Source organism: Corallococcus sp. CA047B (assembly GCF_003612065.1).
GTDB classification, from domain to species: domain Bacteria; phylum Myxococcota; class Myxococcia; order Myxococcales; family Myxococcaceae; genus Corallococcus; species Corallococcus praedator.
Map to the genome: position 1 here is coordinate 3563 of NZ_RAWD01000065.1, position 26154 is coordinate 29716.

Annotated in this window: 1 protein-coding gene; it reads right to left on the reverse strand. The window is 70.9% G+C overall.

Going from position 1 to position 26154, the window contains the following annotated elements; all coding sequences use genetic code 11:
• Nucleotides 1–26154 carry a non-ribosomal peptide synthetase gene (locus D7X74_RS13230; protein WP_120533306.1) on the reverse strand — a complete coding sequence of 8718 codons (26154 nt, stop codon included), beginning with the start codon at nucleotides 26152–26154 and terminating at the stop codon, nucleotides 1–3.

Below are 26154 nucleotides of genomic sequence, written 5' to 3' on the forward strand. Positions count from 1 at the left end.
TCAGCTCCCCGTGGAGCCTCGCGCTTCCAGGCCCGACACCCGGGCCAGGGCCTCGCGCAGCCGTTCGACCAGCGGATCCAGGTTCGGGTCCTGCATCAGTTGGTGGTGGCTGCCGGGCACGTCCACCACCTCCAGGCCCCCGCGCACCAATCCCTCCCATCCCCGGTGACGCGGGATGGGTTCACCGCCGGGGATGGGCTCGCTGGCGCTCAGGAGCAGCGCGGTGCCGTCGTAGGGCTTCGGCACGTAGTGGTCCAGGGACAGCAGGTTGGCCTGGAAGACGAGGAACAGGGCCCGCAGCTGGGCGGGGCCCGTCTGCGCATCCAGGATGCCGGCCCGGAGTCCTTCCGCCAGCAGCTGCTTGAGCATCGCGTCGTCGTCGCCCTGCGCCAGGGCTTCGTCCGACAGCGTGGGCTCCTGACCAAAGGCGGACGCGGTGGCCCGGGCGAAGGCGATGCGTGCGCGCGCGTGGGGCGTGTACTTCGCCTGCTCCTCCGACAGCTTCATCAGGCCCGGCACGTGCGCATCCACCAGCGCGAGCAGGTCCACCTGTTCTCCCGCTTCACGCAGCCTGCGGGCCATCTCGTAGGCGATGACGCCGCCCTGCGACCAGCCGCCCAGCATGTAGGGGCCTCGCGGCTGCACCGCGCGCATGCCGTCGATGTAGAGGCCCGCCATCTCCTCGATGGTCTTCGCGACGGGACGCCCATCCAGGCCGCGTGACTGGAGGCCGTAGAGGGGCTGGGACGGGCCCAGCCGCCGCGCCAGTTCCACGTACGCCAGCACGTTGCCGCCACCCGGGTGGACGAAGAAGAGCGGACGCTGTCCCGGCTCGCCGCGCTCCAGCGATACGACGGGCGTCCATTCCTGCGCCTCGTCGCGCAGCACCTTCGCCAGCTGCTCGATGGTGGGCTGCTGGAAGAGGACCGACAGCGGCAGGGTGTGGCCCAGCCGCTCGCGCACGGCGGAGACCACGCGCACCGCCAGGAGCGAGTGGCCTCCCAGCTCGAAGAAGCTGGTGCGCACGCCCACGGAGCGCACGCCCAGGACTTCCTCCCAGATGCGGGCGAGCTGCGTCTCCAGCGCGTCGCGCGGCGCGACGAAGTCCTTGGCCTCGACCTCGCGCGTGTCCGCTTCGGGGAGGGCCTTGCGGTCGACCTTGCCGTTGGCGTTGAGGGGCAGGGCGTCCAGGACGACGAGCGCGGAGGGCACCATGAACTCGGGCAGGTGCTGCTTGAGCCCGGCCTTCAGGGCGTCCGTGTCCAGCGTGTGCCCGTCACGCGCGGTGACGTAGCCCACGAGCCGCTTGTCCCCGTCGGTTCCCCGGGCGACGACCACGGCCTCGCTGACGCCGTCAGCGGCGCGCAGGGCGGCTTCGACCTCGCCGGGTTCAATGCGGAAGCCGCGCACCTTCACCTGGAAGTCGGTGCGGCCCAGGAAGTCGAGCGTGCCGTCCTCCCGCCACCGGACCTGGTCGCCGGTGCGGTACAGACGCTCGCCCGGCGTGGTGGCGAAGGGGTGCGGCACGAAGCGCTCCGCGGTCAGCTCCGGACGGCGCAGGTAGCCCCAGGCGAGGCCCTGGCCGCCGACGTACAGCTCGCCCGCGACACCCGTGGGCACGGGGCGCAGGTGCGCATCCAGCACGAAGGCGGTGGCGTTGGAGAGGGGCCGGCCGATGGACACCGGGCCCTCCACCTGCGTGTCGCGGTGCAGGGACGCCGTCGTGGAGAACGTCGTGTTCTCCGTCGGGCCATAGCCGTTGATGAGGACGGCGCCTTCGGGGATCCGCGCCAGATGCTCACGCACCCGGGCGGCGGGCAGGACATCGCCACCGGCCAGGAGCTGGCGCACGCCGGCGAGCGCCTCGCCCTGGTGCAGCACCATCTGCTCGAAGAGGGCCGCGGTCAGCCACGACGTCGTCACGCGGTGGTGACGCAGCAGCGTGGCCAGTTCCTCCAGGGAGAGGGGCTGGGGCGGCGCGAGCACGAGCTTCGCGCCGTGCAGCAGCGCGCCCCAGATTTCGAGCGTGGACGCGTCGAACGCGATGGGCGCGAGCTGGAGCCAGACCTCGTCGGGTCCGAAGCGCATGAACGTGTTGCCGAGCACCAGCCGGGTGATGCCCCGGTGGGGCACGCAGACGCCCTTGGGACGGCCGGTGCTGCCGGAGGTGAACATCACGTAGGCCAGCGCCTCGCCGTCCACGATGACGTCCGGCGCATGCGTGGGCAGCGCGGCGAGGACGCCCTGCTGTTCATCCAACAGGATGCGGGCGCCCGACGCGGGCAGCAGCGGTGCGACGGGCTGGTGGGTGAGCGTCACGCCGACGTTGGCGTCCTCCAGCAGGGCGGCGATGCGGTCCACGGGTGCGTTGCGGTCCACGGGGACGAAGGCGGCGCCGGCCTTGAGGATGGCGAGCAGGGCCACCACCAACTCGAAGGAACGCTCCACCGCGAGGCCCACGCGAGCACCGGGTGTGATGCCGAGTGCGCGCAGGTGCCACGCGAGCTGATTGGCGCGGGCCTCGAGTGCTCCGTACGTCAGCGTGGCGTCCCCGAGGACGAGGGCCACGGCGTCCGGCGTGCGGCGGGCCTGCTGTGCGAAGTGGACGTGGACCGGGAGGTCCGTGGGGCTTGGGACGGTGGTGTTGTTCCAGTCCACGAGCAGGCGCTGACGCTCCTGTGCCGACAGCAGGGGCAGCTCGGCCACGGACTGCTCGGGGCTCGCGGCCACGGCCTCCAGCAGCGTGCGCAGGTGTTCGGACATCCGCTTCACGGTGCTCGGGTCGAACAGCGCGGTGCTGTACTCCAGCATTCCGCGCAGCCCGTCCGGCGTCTCCATGAAGAAGGCGCTCAGGTCGAACTTCGACGTCCGCTGCTCGAACGCCAGTCCCTGGAGACGGAGGTCCGGCAGGCGCAGGTCCTCCGTGGGTACGTTCTGCAGCGCCAGCAGCGTCTGGAAGAACGGCGTGTGACTGAGGTTGCGCGCCGGTTGCAGCACCTCCACCAGCTTCTCGAACGGGACGTCCTGGTGCTCGTACGCCTCCAGCACGGTGGCGCGCACCTGCCGGAGCAGCGTGCGGAACGGCTGGCCGGACCGCACCTTCGCGCGCAGCACGAGCGTGTTGACGAAGAAGCCGATGAGTCCTTCGGTCTCCGCCCGGGTGCGACCCGCGATGGGCGAGCCCACGGCGAAGTCCTGCTGCCCCGTGTAGCGCGACAGCAGGGCCTGCCAGCCCGCGAGCAGCACCATGAACAGCGAGCCGCTTTCGCGATGGCCCAGGCTCCGCAGCTTCTCCGTCAGCTCGCGGGGCAGGGTGAAGCCGAAGGTCGCGCCCGCGCTGCCGCGAATCGCCGGACGGGGCCGGTCGGTGGGCAGCTCCAGCACGGCCGGCGCACCGGAGAGCTTCTCCTCCCAGTAGGACACTTCCCTCCGGAGCGTCTCTCCGCTGAGCGTCTGGCGCTGCCACACGGCGTAGTCCGCGTACTGCACCGGCAGCTCCGGCAGGGGCGACGGCTGGCCGTCGGAGAACGCCGCGTAGAGCGCTCCCACCTCACGCACCAGCACCCCCAGGGACCATCCGTCGGAGATGACGTGGTGCATGTTGATGACGAGCACATGCTCCTGTTCGGACAGCTTGAGGAGCAGCGTGCGCACGAGCGGACCGGTGCGCAGGTCGAACGGCCGACGGATCTCCTGCTCCACCCGCGACCGGGCCTCGGCTTCACGCTGGGCTTCGTCCACGCCCGTGAGGTCGACGAAGCCCAGGGGCAGGGCGACCTCCGGGTGGATGACCTGGACGGGCTCGCCGTCCACCTGCGCGAACGTGGTGCGCAGGGCTCCGTGTCGCCGCACGATCTCCCGCAGCGCCTTCTCCAGCACGTCTGCGTGCAGGTGGCCGTCCAGGCGCACCGCCACGGGCAGGTTGTAGAGCGGGCTGAACGGCTCGAGCTGATCCATGAGCCACAGCCGCTGCTGCGCGAACGACAGCGGCTGCGTTCCTTCGCGCGAGACCTGCACCCGCGTCGTGGCGCGCGTGCCGGAGTATCGGGCGAGACCTTCCACCGTCGGTGACTCGAAGAGCGCGCGCAGGGGCAACTCCACGCCCAGCTCCGTCCGCACGCGCGACACCACTTGCGTCGCGAGCAGCGAGTGGCCGCCCAGTTCGAAGAAGGAGTCCTTCACGCCGACACGCGGCAGCCGGAGCACTTCGGCCCAGATGGCGGCCAGCTTTGCTTCCGTCTCGGTGCGCGGCGCCACGTAGGTGCTGGCGGACTTGGGGGCTTCCGGCTCGGGCAGGGCCTTGCGATCGACCTTGCCGTTGGAGTTGAGGGGCAGGGCGTCCAGGACGACAACGGTGCCCGGGACCATGTACTCGGGCAGGCCCTGGCGCAGGTGGGCCTTGAGGGCTTCGGCCTCCAGCGACTGGCCCGTCTTCGCGACGACGTAGGCGACGAGGCGCTTGTCGGCGGCCTCGCCCCTGGCGACGACGACGGCGTCCTTGACGGCGGGGGCCTTGCGGAGCGCGGACTCGACTTCACCCAACTCGATGCGGAAGCCGCGCACCTTCACCTGGAAGTCGATACGGCCCAGGTACTCCAGCCGTCCGTCCTCGCGATACCGCACGCGGTCGCCGGTGCGGTACATGCGGCCACCGGGAGGCCCGTAGGGCTCCGGGATGAAGCGTTCGGCGGTGAGGTCGGGGCGCAGCAGGTAGCCGCGCGCCTGGCCTTCGCCTGCGAGGAACAGCTCGCCGGCCACGCCCACCGGGACGGGGTTCAACGCAGCGTCCAGCACGTAGGCGCGCGTGTCCGTCAGCGGACGGCCGATGAGGGGCACTTCGTCACGGCCCACCAGCGAACCGGTGGAGTACGTCGTGTCCTCCGACGGTCCGTAGAGGTTGAAGAGCTTCTGGACCGAGGGGACGCCGTAGACCTGCTTCGCCAGGGTGTCGGGCAGGGCTTCACCCGCGAGGTTGACGACGCGCACGCCCGTAGGCACCGCGCCCAGGCGCACGAGTTGAGCCATGGCGGAGGGCACGGTGTTGATGAGGGTGACGTCCGAAGCGGTGGACAGCTCCGGCAGGTGCAATGCGTTGCGAGCCATGACGACGGCGCCGCCGCTGGAGAGCGGAGCGAAGAGCTCGAACACGGACAGGTCGAAGTTGACGCTCGTCGCGGCGAGGACGCCCTTCAACTCCTCCTTCGAGAACGTCGCCAGGGCCCAGTGCAGGAAGGCGACAGCGTTGCCGTGGGTGATGGCGACGCCCTTGGGCCGGCCGGTGCTGCCCGAGGTGTAGATGAGGTAGGCGAGGTGGCCCGGGAGGATGTCCACGGACGGGGCCGTGGTGGGCTGCTTCGCCAGCTCCGTGTCCGTGTCCAGGCACACGGCGGTGGCGGAGTGCTCCGGCAGGGACGCGAGCAGGTGTGAGTGGGCGACGAGGGCGGGGCCCTGTGCGTCCTCCAGCAGCCAGCCCAGGCGCTCACGCGGGTAGCTGGGGTCCAGCGGCACGTAGGCGCCACCGGCCTTGAGGATGCCGAGCACGCCGATGACGAGGTCTTCGGTGCGTTCGACGCACAGGCCCACTCTCACTTCGGGGCCCACGCCCAGTCCACGCAGGCGGTGCGCGAGTTGGTTCGCGCGTGCATCCACCTCGCGGTACGTCAGGCGACGCTCCGGGGTGATGACAGCGACTGCATCCGGCGTGCGAAGCACCTGGGCTTCCACCATCTCTGGGACGCTGGCTTCGCGCGGAGACGGCGCCGAGGCAGGGTTCCACTCGACGAGGAGCTGGTGGCGCTCGGCTTCGGTGAGCAGGGGCAGGTCCGCGATGCGGGTGTCCGGCTTCGCGACGATGGCCTCCAGCAGGATGCCGAAGTGGCCCGCCATGCGCTGGACGGTCGACGCATCGAACAGGTCCGTCGCGTACTCCAGCGCGCCGACCATTCCCGTCGGAGCGTCCTGAAGCGCCAACGTCAGGTCGAACTTGGCGAAGTGGGCCTCCAGCGGCAGCGTCCGCAGGGACAGGCCCGGCAGGCGCACGGATTCATTGGGCGTGTTCTGCAGGATGAACATCGCCTGGAAGAGCGGGCCCCGGCTCAGGTCGCGCGGGAGCTGCACGGCTTCGACGAGCTTCTCGAACGGCAGGTGCTGGTGCTCGTAGGCCGCGAGCGTCGTGCCGCGCACCTGAGAGAGCAGCTCGCGGAACGTGTCGCGCGAGCCCAACCGCGAGCGCAGCACGAGCGTGTTGACGAAGAAGCCGATGAGCCCCTCCGTTTCCGCCCGGGTGCGGCCGGCGATGGGGGAACCGACGCTGATGTCGTCCTGCGCGGAGTAGCGCGACAGGAGCACCTGGAAGGCCGCGAGCAGCGTCATGAAGGGCGTAGCGCCTTCACGCTGGGCCAGGGCCTTGAGGGCATCGGACACCTGCGCGGGGATGCGCAGGTCCACCTTGGCGCCCCGGTGCGACTGCACGGGCGGACGCGGATGGTCGGTGGGCAGCTCCAACGCGGCCGGCGCACCCGCGAGCTTCTGCTTCCAGTAGCCGATCTGCGCATCCAGGACGTCGCCCTGGAGCCAGTTGCGCTGCCACGCCGCGAAGTCCGAGTACTGCACGGACAGCGGCGGCAGGGTGGGCTCCTGGCCCGCCTGGAAGGCCACGTACAGCGCGGTGAGTTCGCGAACGAGCACGCCCATGGACCAGCCGTCGGAGACGATGTGGTGCATCGTCACCAGGAGCAGGTGCTCCTCTTCGCTCAGCCGTACCAACGTGCTGCGCAGCAGCGGACCGGTGGCCAATTGGAACGGACGTCGCGTCTCCTCGTCGGCCAGCCGTCGGGCCTCCTCCTCACGCTGTGATTCGGACACGGCGGAGAGGTCCACGAGCGGCAACTTCCATTCGCCTGCGGCGTGCAGGACCTGGGTGGGCTGCCCCTGGTATTCGTGGAAGGTGGTGCGCAGGGCTTCGTGGCGCTGGACCAGGGACTCGAAGGCTCGGCGCAGGGCGTCCAGGTCCAGGCGTCCGGTGAGTTGGAGCGCGATGGGCAGGTTGTAGGACGCGTCCTCCGGTTGGATCTGATCCAACAGCCACAGGCGCTGCTGCGCGAACGACAGCGGCAGTGTCCCTTCGTGCGGAACGTGCTTGATCACCGAGGTGTTGGCACTGGTGAATCCGCCCAGTCGTCCAGCCACGCCTTCCACTGTCGGCGATTCGAAGAGCACGCGCAGGGGCAACTCCACGCCCAGCTCCGCGCGCACGCGCGACACCACTTGCGTCGCGAGCAGCGAGTGGCCGCCCAGTTCGAAGAAGGAGTCCTTCACGCCGACGCGCGGCAGCCGGAGGACTTCGGCCCAGATGGCGGCCAGCTTCGTTTCCGTCTCCGTGCTGGGTGCGACAAACGTGCTGGCGGACTTGGGGGCTTCCGGCTCGGGGAGGGCCTTGCGGTCCACCTTGCCGTTGGAGTTGAGGGGCAGGGCGTCCAGGACGACAACGGTGCCCGGGACCATGTACTCGGGAAGTCCCTGGCGCAGGTGGGCCTTGAGGGCTTCGGCCTCCAGCGTTTCACCGACCTTCGCGACGACGTAGGCGACGAGGCGCTTGTCGGCGGCTTCGCCCCTGGCGACGACGACGGCGTCCTTGACGGCGGGGGCCTTGCGGAGCGCGGACTCGACTTCGCCCAACTCAATGCGGAAGCCGCGCACCTTTACCTGGAAGTCGATGCGGCCCAGGTATTCGAGTCGGCCGTCCTCGCGATACCGCACGCGGTCGCCGGTGCGGTACATGCGGCCTCCGGGAGGCCCGTAGGGCTCCGGGATGAAGCGCTCGGCGGTGAGGTCGGGGCGCAGCAGGTAGCCACGCGCCTGGCCTTCGCCCGCGAGGTACAGCTCGCCGGCCACGCCCACGGGGACGGGGTGCAGTGAGGCGTCCAGGACGTAGGCGCGCGTGTCCGTCAGCGGACGGCCGATGAGGGGCACTTCGTCACGGCCCACCAGCGAGCCGGTGGAGTACGTCGTGTCTTCCGACGGTCCGTAGAGGTTGAAGAGCTTCTGCACCGACGGGACGCCGTAGACCTGCTTCGCCAGGGTGTCGGGCAGGGCTTCACCCGCGAGGTTGACGACGCGCACGCCCGCGGGCACCGCGCCCAGGCGCACCAGTTGGGCCATGGCGGAGGGCACGGTGTTGATGAGCGTGACTTCCGGCGCGGTGGACAACTCCGGCAGGTGCAGCGCATTGCGAGCCATGACGACGGCGCCGCCGCTGGAGAGCGGGGCGAAGAGCTCGAAGACGGACAGGTCGAAGTTGACGCTCGTCGCGGCGAGGACGCCCTTCAACTCTTCCTTCGAGAACGTCGCCAGGGCCCAGTGCAGGAAGGCGACAGCGTTGCCGTGGGTGATGGCGACGCCCTTGGGCCGGCCGGTGCTGCCCGAGGTGTAGATGAGGTAGGCGAGGTGGCCCGGGAGGATGTCCACGGACGGGGCCGTGGTGGGCTGCTTCGCCAGCTCCGTGTCCGTGTCCAGGCACACGGCGGTGGCGGAGTGCTCCGGCAAGGACGCGAGCAGGTGTGAGTGGGCGACGAGGGCGGGGCCCTGCGCGTCCTCCAGCAGCCAGCCCAGGCGCTCGCGCGGGTAGCTGGGGTCCAGGGGCACGTAGGCGCCACCGGCCTTGAGGATGCCGAGCACGCCGATGACGAGGTCTTCGGTGCGTTCGACGCACAGGCCCACGCGCACTTCGGGGCCCACGCCCAGTCCGCGCAGACGGTGCGCGAGCTGGTTCGCGCGTGCATCCACCTCGCGGTACGTCAGGCGACGCTCCGGGGTGATGACCGCGACGGCGTCCGGCGTGCGAAGCACCTGCGCCTCGACGAGGGCGGCAATGCTCGACTCACGCGGCGCGGAGGCCGAGGCGGGGTTCCAATCGACGAGGATCTGATGGCGCTCGGCATCGGTGAGCAGCGGCAGGTCCGCGATGCGGGTGTCCGGCTTCGCGGCGATGGCCTCCAGCAGAATGCCGAAGTGGCCCGCCATGCGCTGGACGGTCGACGCGTCGAACAAGTCCGTCGCGTACTCCAGCGCTCCGATCATCCCGTTCGGAGCGTCCTGGAGCGCCAACGTCAGGTCGAACTTGGCGAAGTGGGCCTCCAGCGGCAGGGGCTGGATGGACAGGCCCGGCAAACGCATGGCTTCCGTGGGCGTGTTCTGCAGAATGAACATCGCCTGGAAGAGCGGCCCGCGGCTCAGGTCGCGCGTGGGCTGCACGGCTTCAACGAGCTTCTCGAACGGCAGGTGCTGGTGCTCGTAGGCCGCGAGCGTCGTACCGCGCACCTGGGCCAACAGTTCGCGGAACGTGTCACGCGAGCCCAGACGCGAGCGCAGCACGAGCGTGTTGACGAAGAAGCCGATGAGCCCTTCGGTCTCCGCCTGCGTGCGGCCGGCGATGGGGGAACCGACGCTGATGTCGTCCTGCGCGGAGTAGCGAGACAGGAGCACCTGGAACGCCGCGAGCAGCGTCATGAAGGGCGTGGCGCCTTCACGCTGGGCCAGCGCCTTGATGGCATCCGCCACATGCATCGGGACGTGCAGGTCCACCTTGGCGCCGCGATGCGATTGCTCCGGCGGACGCGGATGGTCGGTGGGCAGCTCCAGCGCGGCCGGCGCGCCCGCGAGCTTCTCCTTCCAGTAGCCGATCTGCGCATCCAGGACCTCGCCCTGGAGCCAGTCGCGCTGCCATGCGGAGAAGTCCACGTACTGCACGGGCAGCGGCGCGAGGGTCGGGGTGTTTCCCGTGGTGAAGGACCGGTAGAAGTCCGCCATCTCGCGGACGAGCACTCCCATGGACCAGCCGTCGGAGACGATGTGGTGCATCGTCACCAGGAGCAGGTGCTCCTCTTCACCGAGCCGGATCAACGTGCTGCGCAGCAGCGGCCCCATGGCGAGTTGGAACGGACGACGCGTCTCCTCGTCGGCCAGACGCCGGGCCTCTTCCTGCCTCCGAGCTTCGGGCAGGGCGGAGAGGTCCACGATGGGCAGCTTCCATTCGCCCGGCGCGTGGAGGGCCTGCGAAGGCTGTCCCTGGCGTTCCTGGAACGTGGTGCGCAGGGCTTCGTGGCGCTGGACCAGGGCTTCGAATGCCTGACGCAGGGCGGTCACGTCCAGATGCCCGGTGAGCTGGAGCGCGGTGGGCAGGTTGTAGGACGCGTCCTCCGGTTGGAGTTGATCCAACAGCCACAGCCGCTGTTGCGCGAATGACAGCGGAAGCGTTCCTTCTCGCGACACGCGCGTGATGGCCGGAGCACTGGAGCTGGTGAACCCGGCCATTCGGCTGGCCAGTGACTCCACGGTTGGCGATTCGAAGAGCGCGCGCAGGGGCAACTCCACGCCCAGCTCCGCGCGCACGCGCGACACCACCTGCGTGGCCAGCAGCGAGTGGCCGCCCAGCTCGAAGAAGGAGTCCTTCACGCCCACCCGAGGCACCCGCAGGACTTCCGCCCAGAGCGCAGCGAGTTTCTCCTCTACCGGCGTCCGAGGCGCCTCGTAGGTGCTGGCCGACTGCGGAGCTTCCGGCTCGGGCAGGGCCTTGCGGTCGACCTTGCCGTTGGAGTTGAGGGGCAGGGCGTCCAGGACGACGACGGTGCCCGGGACCATGTACTCGGGAAGGCCCTGGCGCAGCTGGGCCTTGAGGGCTTCAGCCTCAAGGGACTGGCCCGTCTTCGCGACGACGTAGGCGACGAGGCGCTTGTCGGCGGCCTCACCCCTGGCGACGACGACGGCGTCCTTGACGGCCGGGGCCTTGCGGAGCGCGGACTCGACTTCACCCAACTCGATGCGGAAGCCACGCACCTTCACCTGGAAGTCGATACGGCCCAGGTACTCCAGACGTCCGTCCTCGCGATACCGCACGCGGTCGCCGGTGCGGTACATGCGGCCTCCGGGAGGCCCGTAGGGCTCCGGGATGAAGCGCTCGGCGGTGAGGTCGGGGCGCAGCAGGTAGCCGCGCGCCTGGCCTTCGCCCGCGAGGAACAGCTCGCCGGCCACGCCCACCGGGACGGGGTTCAACGCAGCGTCCAGGACGTAGGCGCGCGTGTCCGTCAGCGGACGGCCGATGAGGGGCACTTCGTCACGGCCCACCAGCGAGCCGGTGGAGTACGTCGTGTCCTCCGACGGCCCATAGAGGTTGAAGAGCTTCTGCACCGAGGGGATGCCGTAGACCTGCTTCGCCAACGTGTCGGGCAGGGCTTCACCCGCGAGATTGACGACGCGCACGCCCGTAGGCACCGCGCCCAGGCGCACCAACTGGGCCATGGCGGAGGGCACGGTGTTGATGAGCGTGACGTCCGAAGCGGTGGGCAGCTCCGGCAGGTGCAGCGCATTGCGAGCCATGACGACGGCGCCACCGCTGGAGAGCGGAGCGAAGAGCTCGAACACGGACAGGTCGAAGTTGACGCTCGTCGCGGCGAGGACGCCCTTCAACTCTTCCTTCGAGAACGTCGCCAGGGCCCAGTGCAGGAAGGCGACGGCGTTGCCGTGGGTGATGGCGACGCCCTTGGGCCGGCCGGTGCTGCCCGAGGTGTAGATGAGGTAAGCGAGGTGGCCCGGGAGGATGTCCACGTCCGGGGCCGTGGTGGGCTGGGTCGCCAGCGAAGCATCCGTGTCCAGGCACACGGCGGTGGCGGAGTGCTCCGGCAAGGACGCGAGCAGGTGTGAGTGGGCGACGAGGGCGGGGCCCTGCGCGTCCTCCAGCAGCCAGCCCAGGCGCTCACGCGGGTAGCTGGGGTCCAGCGGCACGTAGGCGCCACCGGCCTTGAGGATGCCGAGCACGCCGATGACGAGGTCTTCAGTGCGCTCGACGCACAGGCCCACTCGCACTTCGGGGCCCACACCCAGTCCACGCAGGCGGTGCGCGAGTTGGTTCGCGCGTGCATCCACCTCGCGGTACGTCAGGCGGCGCTCCGGGGTGATGACAGCGACTGCATCCGGCGTGCGAAGCACCTGCGCCTCGACGAGGGCGGCAATGCTCGACTCACGCGGCGCGGAGGCCGAGGCGGGGTTCCATTCGACGAGGAGCTGGTGGCGCTCGGCTTCGGTGAGCAGGGGCAGGTCCGCGATGCGGGTGTCCGGCTTCTTCGCGATGGCCTCCAGCAGGATGCCGAAGTGGCCCGCCATGCGCTGGACGGTCGACGCGTCGAACAAGTCCGTCGCGTACTCCAGCGCGCCAAGCAGTTCCGACCCTGACTCGCGCAGTGCCAGCGAGAGATCGAACTTGGCGAACTGGGTTTCCAGCGGCAGCGTCTGCATCGCCATGCCCGGCAGGCGCACGGATTCATTGGGCGTGTTCTGCAGGACGAACATCGCCTGGAAGAGCGGCCCGCGGCTCAGGTCGCGCGTGGGCTGAATGGCCTCGACGAGCTTCTCGAACGGCAGGTGCTGGTGCTCGTAGGCCGCGAGCGTCGTACCGCGCACCTGGGCCAACAGTTCGCGGAACGTCGTCCGTGGATTCACCTGCGAGCGCAGCACGAGCGTGTTGACGAAGAAGCCGATGAGCCCTTCGGTCTCCGCCTGCGTGCGGCCGGCGATGGGGGAACCGACGCTGATGTCGTCCTGCGCGGAGTAGCGCGACAGGAGCACCTGGAACGCCGCGAGCAGCGTCATGAAGGGCGTAGCGCCTTCACGCTGGGCCAGCGCCTTGAGGGCATCGGACACCTGCGCGGGGATGCGCAGGTCCGCCTTGGCGCCCCGGTGTGACTGCACGGGCGGACGCGGATGGTCGGTGGGCAGCTCCAGTGCGGCCGGCGCGCCCGCGAGCTTCTCCTTCCAGTAGCCGATCTGCGCATCCAGGACTTCGCCCTGGAGCCAGTCGCGCTGCCACGTCGCGAAGTCCGCGTACTGCACGGGCAGCGGTGCGAGGACGGGGTCCTGGCCCGCGTGGAAGGCCACGTACATCGCGGTGAGCTCGCGAACGAGCACGCCCATGGACCAGCCGTCGGAGACGATGTGGTGCATCGTCATCAGCAGCAGGTGCTCTTCCTCGCCCAGCCGTACCAGCACGGAGCGCATCAGCGGACCCGTGGCGAGCTGGAAGGGACGCCGGGCCTCGGTCGTCGCCAGCCGCCGCGCCTCCTCCTCGCGCTGTGCTTCGGGAAGGGACGCCAGGTCGATGACGGGCAGGTCCCAGCCGGACGCCGGCTGGATGCGCTGCGCCGGGGCTTCGTGGGCTTCGGAGAGCGTGGTGCGCAGCGGTTCGTGGCGGGCGACCAGGGCCTCGAAGGCCCGACGCAGCGACTCCACGTCCACGCGTCCCGTCAGCCGCAGGGCTGTGGGGATGTTGTACGACGCATCCCCAGGCTGGAGCTGATCCAACAGCCACAGGCGTTGCTGCGCGAAGGAGAGCGGAATGGCTCCCTCACGCGACGCGGGCCGCAGCGGTGGGGCCCGGAGCACCGCGGGCTGGGCTTCCTGGAGCCGCGACGCCAGGGCTTCGACGGTGGGCGCACCGAAGAGGGCCCGCAGCGGCAGTTCCACATCGAACGCGGCGCGCACGCGCGAGACGAGCTGCGTGGCCAGCAGCGAGTGTCCACCGAGCGCGAAGAAGTCATCGTGGGCGCCGACGCGCTCCACGCGAAGGACCTCCGCGAAGATGGCCGCCAGCTTCTCCTCGGTGGCGTTGCGCGGGGCGACGAAGTCGGAGGCGCGAGGCGCATCTCCGGGCTCGGGCAGGGCCTTGCGGTCGACCTTGCCGTTGACGTTGAGGGGCAGCGCGTCCAGGACGACGAGGACGGACGGCACCATGTACTCGGGCAGGTGCTGCTTGAGCCCGGCCCTGAGTGCGTCCGTGTCCAGCGTGTGGCCTTCGAACGCGGTGAGGTAGCCGATGAGGCGCTTGTCCCCATCCGAACCGCGCGCGATGACGATGGCCTCGCTGACGCCCACGGCGGCGCGCAGCGCGGTTTCGATTTCACCCAGCTCGATGCGGAAGCCACGTACCTTCACCTGGAAGTCGAAGCGGCCCAGGAAGTCGAGGGTGCCGTTGGCCAGCCAGCGGACCTTGTCACCGGTGCGGTAGAGGCGTTCTCCGGGCGTGGAGGCGAAGGGGTGGGGGACGAAGCGCTCCGCGGTCAGCTCGGGGCGGTGCAGGTAGCCCCATGCGAGGCCGGGGCCGCCGACGTACAGCTCGCCCGCGACGCCCGTGGGCACGGGGCGCAGGTGCGGGTCGAGCACGTAGACGGTGGAGTTGGAGATGGCTCCGCCGATGGAGGCCGGACCGTCCACCACGGTGTCGCGGTGCATGGCCAGCGTGGTGGAGAACGTCGTGTTCTCCGTCGGGCCGTAGGCATGCACGAACGTCGAGCCTTCAGGGAGGCTGGCCAGGTGGTCGCGCAGGCGAGACCACGGCATCACGTCACCGCCCGCGAGGAGCTGGCGCACGCCCGCGAGGGCCTCACCCTGGTGCAGCGCCATCTGTTCGAACAGCGCGGTCGTCTGGAACAACGCCGTCACGCGGTGGTGACGCAGCTGCGCGGCCAGCTCCTCCAGCGAAAGGGCATGGGGCGGCGCAAGGACGAGCTTCGCGCCGTGCAGCAGCGCACCCCAGATTTCGAGCGTGGAAGCGTCGAACGCGACGGGCGCGAACTGGAGCCAGACCTCGTCGGGTCCGAAGCGCATGAACGTGTTGCCGAGCACCAGCCGGGTGATGCCCCGGTGGGGCACGCAGACGCCCTTGGGGCGGCCAGTGCTGCCGGAGGTGAACATCACGTAGGCCAGCGCCTCGCCGTCCACGGTGACATCCGGCGCATGCGTGGGCAGCGCGGCGAGGACGTCCTGCTGCGCATCCAGCCAGACACGGGCGCCGGTCGCGGGCAGCAGCGGGGCGAACGGCTGATGGGTCACCACCACGCCGACGTCGGCGTCCTCCAGCAGGGCGGCGATGCGGTCCACGGGGGCGTTGCGGTCCACGGGGACGAAGGCGGCGCCCGCCTTGAGGGTGGCGAGGATGGCGATGATCAGCTCGAAGGACCGCTCCACCGCGAGGCCCACGCGCGCGCCGGGCGTGATGCCAAGCGTGCGCAGGTGCCACGCCAGTTGGTTGGCGCGGGCCTCAAGCTGCCCGTACGTCAGCGTGGCGTCCCCGAGAACGACGGCCACGGCCTCCGGCGTGCGGCGGGCCTGGTGCGCGAAGTGGACGTGGACCGGGATGTCCGTGGGGCTTGGGACGGTGGTGTCGTTCCAGTCCACGAGCAGGCGCTGGCGCTCGGCCGCTGACATCAGGGGCAGCTCCGCCACGGACAATCCGGGCCTCGTCGCCACGGCGTCCAGCAGCGTGTTCAGGTGCTCGGCCATCCGCTCCACGGTGCCGCGCTCGAACAGCGCCGTGCTGTACTCCAGGTCTCCGACGAACCCGTCCGGGGACTCCAGCAGCGTGAGGGTGAGGTCGAACTTCGCGGAGCGCGCTTCCGCCGTCACCTGCTGGAAGGCGAGTCCGGGAACGCGCAGGTCCTGCGTGGTGGTGCTCTGCAGCGTGAACATCACCTGGAAGAGCGGGCTGCGGCTCGGGTCGCGCACGGGCTGGAGGACTTCCACCAGCTTCTCGAACGGCAGGTGCTGATGGTCGTAGGCCGCGAGCGTCGTGCAGCGCACCTGCTCCAGCACCTGCTGGAACGTCGCCTGGGGTTCGACGTGGGCGCGCAACACCAGCGTGTTGACGAAGAAGCCGATGAGCCCTTCGGTCTCCGCCTGCGTGCGGCCGGCGATGGGCGTTCCCACGCTGATGTCATCCTGGCCGGAGTAGCGCGACAGGAGTACCTGGAAGGCCGTGAGCAGCACCATGAAGGGTGTGACGCCCTCGCGGCTCGCGAGCGCCTTGAGCGCTTCGGACGTCGCCTTCGGCACGCGGAGGGAGAGCGCCGCGCCCGCGTGGGACTGGATGGCGGGGCGCGGATGATCCGTCAGCAGCTCCAGCGCGGACGGCGCGCCCGCGAGCTGCTCCTTCCAGTAGCCGAGCTGCGCGTCCAGCGTCTCCCCCTGGAGCCACTGGCGCTGCCACGCCGCGAAGTCCGCGTACTGCACGGGCAGCGGGGCCAGGAGCGGCGCGCTTCCCCGGGTGTGACCCTCGTAGAAGGCCACCAGCTCGCGGATGAGGACGCCCATGGACCAGCCGTCGGAGACGATGTGGTGCATCGTCACCAGCAGCAGGTGTTCCTCCTCGCCCAGCCGAACGAGGCGGGTGCGCAGGAGCGGACCGTGCTCCAGGTGGAACGGCTGGCGCGCATCCTCCTCGATGCTGCGCCGGGCCTCGGCTTCCCGCCGCGCTTCGGGTAGGTCGGAGAGGTCCGTGACGGGCAACGACCACGCGGACGGCGCGTGGAGGTGTTGCGTGGCCTGTTCCTGATGCACCCGGAAGGTCGTGCGCAGGGACTCGTGACGGGCGACCAGGGACTCGAAGGCGCGGCGCAACGACTCCACGTCCACGCGCCCCGTCAGCCGCAGGGCCGTGGGGATGTTGTACGACGCATCTCCGGGCGAGAGCTGATCCAGGAACCACAGGCGCTGCTGCGCGAAGGAGAGCGGAATGGCCTCCTCGCGTGACACGGGCCGCAGCGGCGGCGCTCGAAGCGCGGTGCTCCGGGCCTCGTCGAGCTGGGGCGCGAGGGTCTCGACGGTGGGCGCACCGAAGAGGGCCCGCAGTTGCAGCTCCACGCCGAACGCGGCGCGCACACGCGAGACGAGCTGCGTGGCCAGCAGCGAGTGTCCACCGAGCGCGAAGAAGTCGTCGTGGATGCCGACGCGCTCCACGCGCAGGACCTCCGCGAAGATGGCCGCCAGCTTCTCCTCGGTGGGTGTGCGCGGGGCGACGAAGTCGGAGGTGCTCGGGGCCTCTCCCGGCTCGGGCAGGGCCTTGCGGTCCACCTTGCCGTTGGCGTTGAGGGGCAGCGCGTCCAGGACGACGAGGACGGACGGCACCATGTACTCGGGCAACTGCTGCTTGAGCTGGCCCTTCAGTGCGTCCGTGTCCAGCACGTGGCCTTCGAGCGCGGTGAGGTAGCCGATGAGGCGCTTGTCCCCATCCGAGCCTCGCGCGATGACGATGGCCTCGCTGACGCCCACGGCGGCGCGCAGCGCATTTTCGATTTCGCCCAGCTCGATGCGGAAGCCACGCACCTTCACCTGGAAGTCGAAGCGGCCCAGGAAGTCGAGGGTGCCGCCCGCGAGCCAGCGGGCCTTGTCGCCGGTGCGGTAGAGGCGCTCGCCAGGAGTGGAGGCGAAGGGGTGGGGGATGAAGCGCTCCGCGGTCAGCTCGGGGCGGTGCAGGTAGCCCCATGCGAGGCCGGGGCCGCCGACGTACAGCTCGCCCGCGACGCCCGTGGGGACAGGGCGCAGGTGCGCGTCCAGCACGAAGGCGGTGGCGTTGGGAATGGGCCGGCCAATGGACACCGCCCCCTCCACCACGGTGTCGTGGTGCATGGGCGAGGTCGTGGAGAACGTCGTGTTCTCCGTCGGGCCGTAGGCGTTGATGAGGACCGCGCCTTCGGGGAGCCGCGCCAGATGTTCGCGCACGCGCGTGGCGGGAAGGATGTCGCCGCCGGACAGGACCTGTCCGACCCGTGCGAGCGCTTCGCCCTGATGCAGCGCCATCTGCTCGAAGAGGGACGCGGTCAGCCACAGCGTCGTCACGCGGTGCTGACGCAGCTGCGCGGCCAGCTCCTCCAGGGACAGGGCGTGGGGCGGCGCGAGGACGAGCTTCGCCCCGTGCAGCAGCGCACCCCAGATTTCGAGCGTGGACGCGTCGAACGCGACGGGGGCGAACTGGAGCCAGACCTCGTCGGGCCCGAAGCGCATGAAGGTGCTGCCGAGCACCAGGCGGGTGATGCCCCGGTGGGGCACGCAGACGCCCTTGGGACGGCCGGTGCTGCCGGAGGTGAACATCACGTAGGCCAGCGCCTCGCCGTCCACGCTGACGTCGGGGGCATGGGTGGGTTGCTTCGCGATGGCGGCCTGCTGTTCATCCAGCCAGATGTAGATGCCCGTCGAGGGCAGCAGCGATTCGAAGGGCTCGTGGGTGAGCGTCACGCCGACGTTGGCGTCCTCCAGGAGCGCGGCGATGCGGTCCACGGGCGCGTTGCGGTCCACGGGGACGAAGGCGGCGCCGGCCTTGAGGATGGCGAGGGTGGCGATGATCAGCTCGAAGGAGCGCTCCACCGCGAGGCCCACGCGCGCGCCCGGGACGATGCCGAAGGAGCGCAGGTGCCAGGCCAACTGGTTGGCGCGGGCATCGAGTTCCCCGTACGTCAGCGTGGCGTCCCCAAGCACCAGGGCCACGGCCTCCGGCGTGCGACGGGCCTGCTCCGCGAAGTGGACATGGACCGGGAGGTCCGTGGGGCTGGCGACGGTGGTGTCGTTCCAGTCCACGAGCAGGCGCTGGCGCTCTTCCACGGGAAGCAGGGGCAGCTCCGCCACGGACAGCTCCGGCCTTTCGGCCACGGCCGCCAGCAGCGTGTTCAGGTGCTCGGCCATCCGCTCCACGGTGCCGCGCTCGAACAGCGCCGTGCTGTACTCCAGCTTGCCGAGGAAGCCCTGCGGCGAGTCCTGCAACAGCAGGGTCAGGTCGAACTTGGAGGAGTTTGTCTCCGCCTCCACCTGACGGAAGGAGAGCCCGGGGACGCGCAGCTCCTCCGTGGGCATGTTCTGCAGGGTGAACATCACCTGGAACAGCGGGCTGTGGCGCAGGTCGCGCACGGGCTGGAGGACCTCCACCAGCTTCTCGAACGGCAGGTGCTGGTGCTCGTAGGCCGCGAGCGTCGTGCCTCGCACCTGGCCCAGCAGCGCCTGGAACGACTCTCCGGACGCAAGCCGCGAGCGAAGCACCAGCGTGTTGATGAAGAAGCCGATGAGCCCTTCGGTCTCCGCGTGCGTGCGGCCCGCGACGGGCGAACCCACGCTGATGTCGTCCTGGCCGGAGTAGCGCGACAGGAGCACCTGGAAGGCCGCGAGCAGCACCATGAAGGGCGTGGCGCCCTCGCGCCGGCCCAGGGCCTTGAGCGCTTCGGATACGGACCGCGGAACCTGCACGGGCACCGTCGAGCCCCGGTACGACTGGAGGGACGGACGCGGATGATCCGTGGGCAGCTCCAGCGTGGACGGCGCGCCCGCGAGCTTCTCCTTCCAATAGCCGAGCTGCGCATCCAGCGTCTCGCCCTGGAGCCAGTCGCGCTGCCAGACCGTGAAGTCCGAGTACTGCACGGCCAGCGGCGGCAGGGTGGCTTCCTGGCCCGCGTGGAAGGCCGCGTACAGCGCGGTGAGCTCCCGCACGAGCACGCCCATGGACCAGCCGTCGGAGACGATGTGGTGCATCGTCACCAGGAGCACGTGCTCCTCCGTGCCCAGGCGCACCAGCGACGTACGCAGCAGCGGGCCTGCTTCCAGGTCGAAGGGCCGCCGGGCCTCCTGACCCGCCAGGCTCCGGGCCTCCTCTTCACGCCGCGCTTCGGGCAGGGCGGACACGTCCGTGAGCGGCAGCGTCCAGCCGCCCGGTGCGTGGACGTGTTGCGTGGCCTGCCCCTGGTGCTGGACGAGCGTGGTGCGCAGCGAGTCGTGGCGCGCGACCAGGGCCTCGAAGGCGCGGCGCAGGGACTCCACGTCGACGTGGCCCGTCAACCGCAGGGCCGTGGGGATGTTGTACGACGCATCTCCCGGCTGGAGCTGATCCAACAGCCACAGGCGCTGCTGCGCGAAGGACAGCGGCAGGGGACCGTCGACGCGGGCACGGGTGAGCGGCGGCAGCCGGGGCCCCGAGGTCGTTGTCAGCAGGCGCTCGGCGAGCGCGGCCACGGTGGGTGATTCGAAGAGCGCGCGCAGGGGCAGCTCGACGCTGAAGACCGCGCGGATCCGCGACACCAGCTGCGTCGCGAGGAGCGAGTGGCCGCCGAGCGCGAAGAAGTCGTCGTGGACGCTGATGCGCTCGCGGCGCAGCACGTGGGCGAAGACCCCGGCGACCTTCTCCTCGGTGGGAGAGCGGGGCGCGACGAAGGCGGCAAGGGGCGATGCGTCGGGCGCGGGCAGGGCCTTGCGGTCCAGCTTGCCGTTGGCGTTGAGGGGCAGGGCCTCCAGCACGAGGAAGGCGGACGGCACCATGTACTCGGGCAGTCGCTCCTTGAGGAACGCGCGCACGACGGCGGTGTCCACCGGCTGTCCCGAGATGGGGACGAGGTAGGCGACGAGCCGCTTGTCGCCGGGCACGTCCTCGCGGGCGACCACGACGGCTTCGTGCACGGAGGCATGCGCGAGCAGCGAGGCTTCGATTTCACCCAGCTCGATGCGGAAGCCCCGCACCTTCACCTGGAAGTCGAGCCGCTGCAGGTAGTCCAGGTGGCCGTCGGCGCGCCAGCGCACCACGTCGCCGGTGCGGTAGAGGCGAGCCCCGGGGGTGGAGGCGAAGGGGTGGGGGATGAAGCGCTCGGCGCTCAGCGCGGGCTGGCCGAGGTAGCCCCACGCCAGGCCTGTGCTTTCGAGGAAGAGCTCGCCCGGGACCCCGACGGGCACCGGCCGCAGCCCGGCATCCAGCACGTAGGTGCGGGTGTTGGCGATGGGCCGACCGATGGGCGGACGCGTGCCGTCGTCGCGCGTGGAGGCGGGCACGGGCGTGAAGGTGGCGACGACGGTGCTTTCGGTGGGGCCGTAGTGGTTGAAGAGCGTGGCGGGCACCGACGCGGACGGGCCGTGGTGCAGGGCATCGCCGCCCGTGAGCAGGGCGCGCAGGGCCATGGGCTTCGGCCACGCCTCGCGCAGCACCGCTTCGGCCAGGGGCGTGGGCATGAAGCAGGTGGTGATGGCTTCGTCGGCCAGCCAGCGCAGCAGCTGCGCGGGTTCGGCGCGCAGGGCATCGGGGGGAACGACGAGGCTTGAGCCCGACGCGAGCGAAGGCCACACCTCCCAGGTGGAGGCGTCGAAGGCCACGCCCGCGGTGAGCGCCGTGCGGTCCTCCGGCGTCAGCGCATAGGTGCGCTGGTGCCACGCCACCAGGTTCATCAGGCCCCGGTGGTGGACGGCGACGCCCTTGGGGCGCCCCGTGCTGCCGGAGGTGTAGATGACGTAGGCAAGGTCGTCCGCGCCCACGGGCGCCACGGGCAGGGGCGGGGCCGGCACCGCGACCTCCGTCTCCAGCGACAGGACGCGCGTGGAGAGGGCGGGCAGCTCCGTGCGCAGGTGCTGCTGGGTGAGGAGGATGGAGGCGGAGCAGTCCGCCAGCATGAAGGCGAGGCGTTCGGGCGGAACACCGGCCGCGATGGGCACGTACGCGGCGCCCACCTTGAGGGCGGCGAGCAATCCGGCCACCAGCTCCGGCGAGCGCTCGGCCAGGACCGCGACGCGGTCGCCGCGACGCACGCCCGCGGCATGCAGGTGCACCGCGAGCTGGTGGGCCCAGGCGTCGAGCTCCCCGTAGGTCACGCCGCGCTCGCCCATGCGCACGGCGAGGGCGTCCGGCGCGCGGCGGGCCTGAACAGCGAAGACGTGGTGGATGCAGGTGTCGTCCGGGAACGCGACGTCCGTCTGGTTCCACTCCACGAGCAGCCGGGCCTGCTCCGCCTCCGTCATCAACGGCAGGGCGGCGAGGGACGTCTCCGGCTTCGCGGCGATGGCCTCCAGCAGGACGCCGTAGTGGCCCATGAGCCGCTGGACCGTGGCGGCGTCGAAGAGGTCGCTGCTGTACTCCAGGAAGCCGGTGAGGCCCTGGGGCACCTCGAAGAGCGTCAGCGCAAGGTCGAAGCGCGCGGAGTTCCCCTCCAGCGGGATGGGCTGGAAGGCGAGCCCCGGCACCCGCAGCGCTTCCGCGGGCGCGTTCTGCAGGACGAACATCACCTGGAACAGCGGGCTGCGGCTCAAATCGCGCGAAGGCTGGAGGACCTCCACCAGCTTCTCGAACGGGACGTGCTGGTGCTCATAGGCGGCCAGCGTGGTGCCGCGCACCTGCGCGAGCAGCTGACGGAACGACTCCTCCGGACGCAGCCGCGAGCGCAGCACGAGCGTGTTGACGAAGAAGCCGATGAGCCCTTCGGCCTCCGCGTGCGTGCGCCCCGCGATGGGCGAGCCCACGGAGACGTCGTCCTGGGTCGAGTAGCGCGACAGCAACAGCTGGAACGCGGAGAGCAGCAGCATGAAGGGCGTGGCGCCCTCCTTCTGTGCCAGCGCGCGCAGGGAGGCCGTCAACGTCGCGGGGAGGTTCACCGGCACCGTGGCGCCGCGCCGCGACTGCACGGCCGGACGCGGCCGGTCCGTGGGCAGCTCCAGCGCGGAGGGCGCGTCCGCGAGCTGCTGCTTCCAGTAGCCGAGCTGCGCGTCCAGCACCTCGCCCTGCAACCACTGCCGCTGCCACACGGCGAAGTCCGCGTACTGCACCGGCAGCGGCGCGAAGCCGGGCTCGCGTCCCGCGCTGAAGGCCGCGTAGCTGGTGGCCAGCTCCTTCACGAGCACGCCCATGGACCAGGCGTCGGAGACGATGTGGTGCATCGTCACCAGCAGGACGTGCGTCTCTTCCGACAGCCGCAGGAGCGCGGTGCGCAACAGCGGCCCCTGGCCCAGGTGGAAGGGCTGGCGCGCTTCGCGGGTGGCCAGGCGCACCGTCTCCGCTTCGGCCTCGGACGCGGCCAGGGAGGACAGGTCCTGGACGGGGAGCGCCCACGCGGCCGGGGCGTGGATGCGCTGGAACGGCTGGCCCTCGTGTTCGAAAAAGGTGGTGCGCAGGGCGTCGTGACGCTGGACGAGCGCCTCGAAGGAGCGGCGCAGCGCCTCCACGTCCAGGCGCCCCGTGAGGCGCAGCGTGACGGGGAGGTTGTAGGACGCGTCATCCGGCGCGAGCTGATCCAGGAACCAGAGCCGCTGCTGCGCGAAGGACAGCGGCTGGGGCCCTTCCGTCGTCGTCCGGGTGAGGGGCGGCAGCCGCGCGGCGCTCCGGGCCTGCTGCAACCTCTCCGCGAGCGAGGCCACGGTGGGCGCCTCGAAGAGCGCGCGCAGGGGCAGCTCCACGTCGAGCGCGGCACGCACCCGGGCCACCAACTGCGTGGCGAGCAGCGAGTGGCCGCCCAGCTCGAAGAAGTTGTCGGTGCGGCCCACCGAAGGCACGCGCAGCACGTCGCGCCACAGCTCCGCCAACTGCTCCTCCAGCGGCGTCACCGGCGCCTCGTAGGCGTGGGTCCGCGCGGTGGCCTCGGGGACGGGCAGCGCCTTGCGGTCCACCTTGCCGTTGGACGTCAGCGGCAGCGTCTGGAGGGAGACGAAGGCGGCGGGCACCATGTAGTCGGGCAGGTGCTGCTTCAGGTGCGCGCGCAGGGCCGCGACATCCAGCGCGTCCGACACGACGTACGCCACCAACCGCTTGTCGCCCGGGTGGTCCTCGCGGGCGAGCACCACCGCGTCCTTCACGGCCGGGCCCGCGCGCAGCACGGTTTCGATTTCACCCAGCTCGATGCGGAAGCCGCGCACCTTCACCTGCGCGTCGATGCGGCCCACGAACTCCAGCGTGCCGTCCGGCTGCCAGCGCACCACGTCGCCCGTGCGGTACAGCCGGGCCCCGCCCTCGCGGGAGAAGACGTCCGGCACGAAGCGCTCGGCGGTGAGGCCCGCGCGTCCCGCGTAGCCCCGCGCCACGCCCACGCCGCCCACGTACAGCTCGCCGCGCACGCCCACGGGCACGGGCTCGCCGCGCGGATCCAGCACGTAGGCGCGCACGTTCGCCAACGGCCGGCCGATGGACGGCACGCTTCCGTTGGCGATGACCTCTCCGAGCGTCGCCACCACCGTGGCCTCGGTGGGACCGTAGGTGTTGAGGAACCTGCGTCCCGGGGCCCAGCGCGCGACGACGTCCGCGGGCAGGGCTTCGCCGCCGGAGATGACGGTGCGCACCTCCGGCAGTCCTTCCGACGACGTGGCCGCGAGCGCCGCGGGCGTGAGGCTGATGACGGTGAGGCCCTGCTCCCGGAGCAGCACCGGCAGCGGCGCGCCCGGCATCAGCTTGTCCAGCGGCGCCAGCACCAGCGTGGCCCCGTTGCACAGCGTGGTGAAGATCTCCTCCACCGACAGGTCGAAGCTCAGGCTCGCGAACTGCAACACGCGGCTGCCCGGACCGATGCCGTACGCCACCGCCTCGTGCGTGACGAGGTTGGCCACGCCGCGGTGCTCCACGGCCGTGCCCTTGGGCGTGCCGGTGCTGCCGGAGGTGTAGAGCAGGTACGCCAGGTGCGCGGGCGTGACGCCCGTCTCGGGCGCGTCCGTTGGCTCGCCCGCGAGGGCTTCTCGTTCGGTGTCCAGGCAGAGCGCCCGCGACCGGTGGCCCTCAGGGAAGCGGTCCACCAGCGCGCTCTGCGTGACGAGCACCGCCGCGCCGCTGTCCTCCAGCATGAAGGCCAGGCGCTCGCGCGGCAGCAGCGGATCCACCGGCACCCACGCGCCGCCCGCCTTGAGGATGCCCAACAGGCCGATGACGACGTCGAGCGAGCGCTCCACGCTCAGGGCGACGCGCACCTCGGGACGGACGCCCCGGCGGCGCAGGGCGTGCGCGAGCTGGTTGGCCCGCGCATCCAGCTGCGCGTACGTCAGCTGCGTCCCTTCGAAGAGGGCCGCCAGCGCCTCCGGGGCGCGGCGGGCCTGGGCCTCGAAGAGTGAATGCATGCACGCCTCCGGAAAGGGCGCGTGCGTGGCGTTCCAGTCGATGAGCACCTGCTGGCGCTCGGCGGCGGTGAGCAGCGGCAGCCTCGCGGCGGCTTCGTTCGGACGGGCGAGCGCGCCCTCCAGCAGCAGGCGCAGGTGCTCCGCCATGCGCGCGGCGGTGGGCGCGGTGAAGATGTCGGTGGCGTACTCCAGGTAGCCCTTGATGCCCTGCTCCGTCTCCAGCACCTGGAGCGTCAGGTCGAACTTCGCGGTGTGCGTGTCGAGCTCCAGCGCCTCCAGCTTCACGCCCTCCACCGTCGCCGCGCCCCGGAAGGACGCCTGGAACGTGAGCATGACCTGGAAGAACGGGGTGCGGCCCTGGATGCGCTCCGGACGCAGCTCCTCCACCAGCCGCTCGATGGGCAGCTCCTGGTGCTCCTGGGCCCCGAGCACCGTCTCCCGCACCTGCCGCAAGAGCGCGCGGAAGGACGCGTTGCCGTCCACGCGCGTGCGCAACACCTGCGCGTTGACGAAGAGGCCGATGAGCCCCTCCACCTCTCCGCGCGAGCGGCCCGCCATCGGCGAGCCCACCGTCACGTCGTCCTGGCCCGAGTACCGCGACATGAGCAGCTGCCAGCCCGTCAGCAGCACCATGTACAGCGAGGCGCCTTCCTGCTGTCCGAAGGCCTTCATCGCGTCCATCAGCTCGCGCGACAGGTGCACGTCGTGCCGGGCACCCCGGCCGTCGCGGATCGCCGGACGGGGCAGGTCCGTGGGCAGCTCCAGCGCCGCCGGCACGCCGTCCAGGTGCTGCTTCCAGTAATCGAGTTGCTTCTCCAGCCGGGGGCCCTGGAGCCACTCGCGCTGCCACACGCCGAAGTCCGCGTACTGCACGCCCAGCGCGGGCAGGGCCGGAGGCATCCCCTTCGCGAGCATGCCGTAGAGCATCGCCACCTCGCGCACGAGCAGCGTCATCGACCAGCCGTCGGAGACGATGTGGTGCACCACCACCATCAGCAGGTGCTCCCCCGGGCCGGACGTCAGCAGCAACGCGCGCAGCAGCGGGCCCTGCGCCAGGTCGAAGGGACGGGCCGCCGCCTCGCGCGCCAGCCGCCACGCCTCGTCGGGCGCCGCGCCCGTGACGTCGCGCCGCTCCAGCGTGAGCACCGGCTCCTGGGACACCACCTGCACCGGCCCCGCCGCGTCCTCGCGGAAGGTCGTGCGCAGCACCTCGTGACGGCGCACCACCTCGCGCAGCGCCCGCTCCAGCACCGCCACGTCCAGCGAGCCCTCCAGGCGCACCGCCATGGGCACGTTGAACAGGGCGCTGCCAGGGTCCAGCTGATCGATGAACCACAGCCGCTGCTGGGCGAACGACAGCGGCAGCGGACGCGAGCGATCCTGGACCGGGATGAGCCCGCGAGCAGTGCTTCCCGCGGCCCCCTTCTGCGCGGCCATCTTCTTCAGCAGCTCGGCGCGCTTTTCCGGTGAGAGGTTCGCGATCCGCTTCGACAGCTCCTGGCTGCTCAT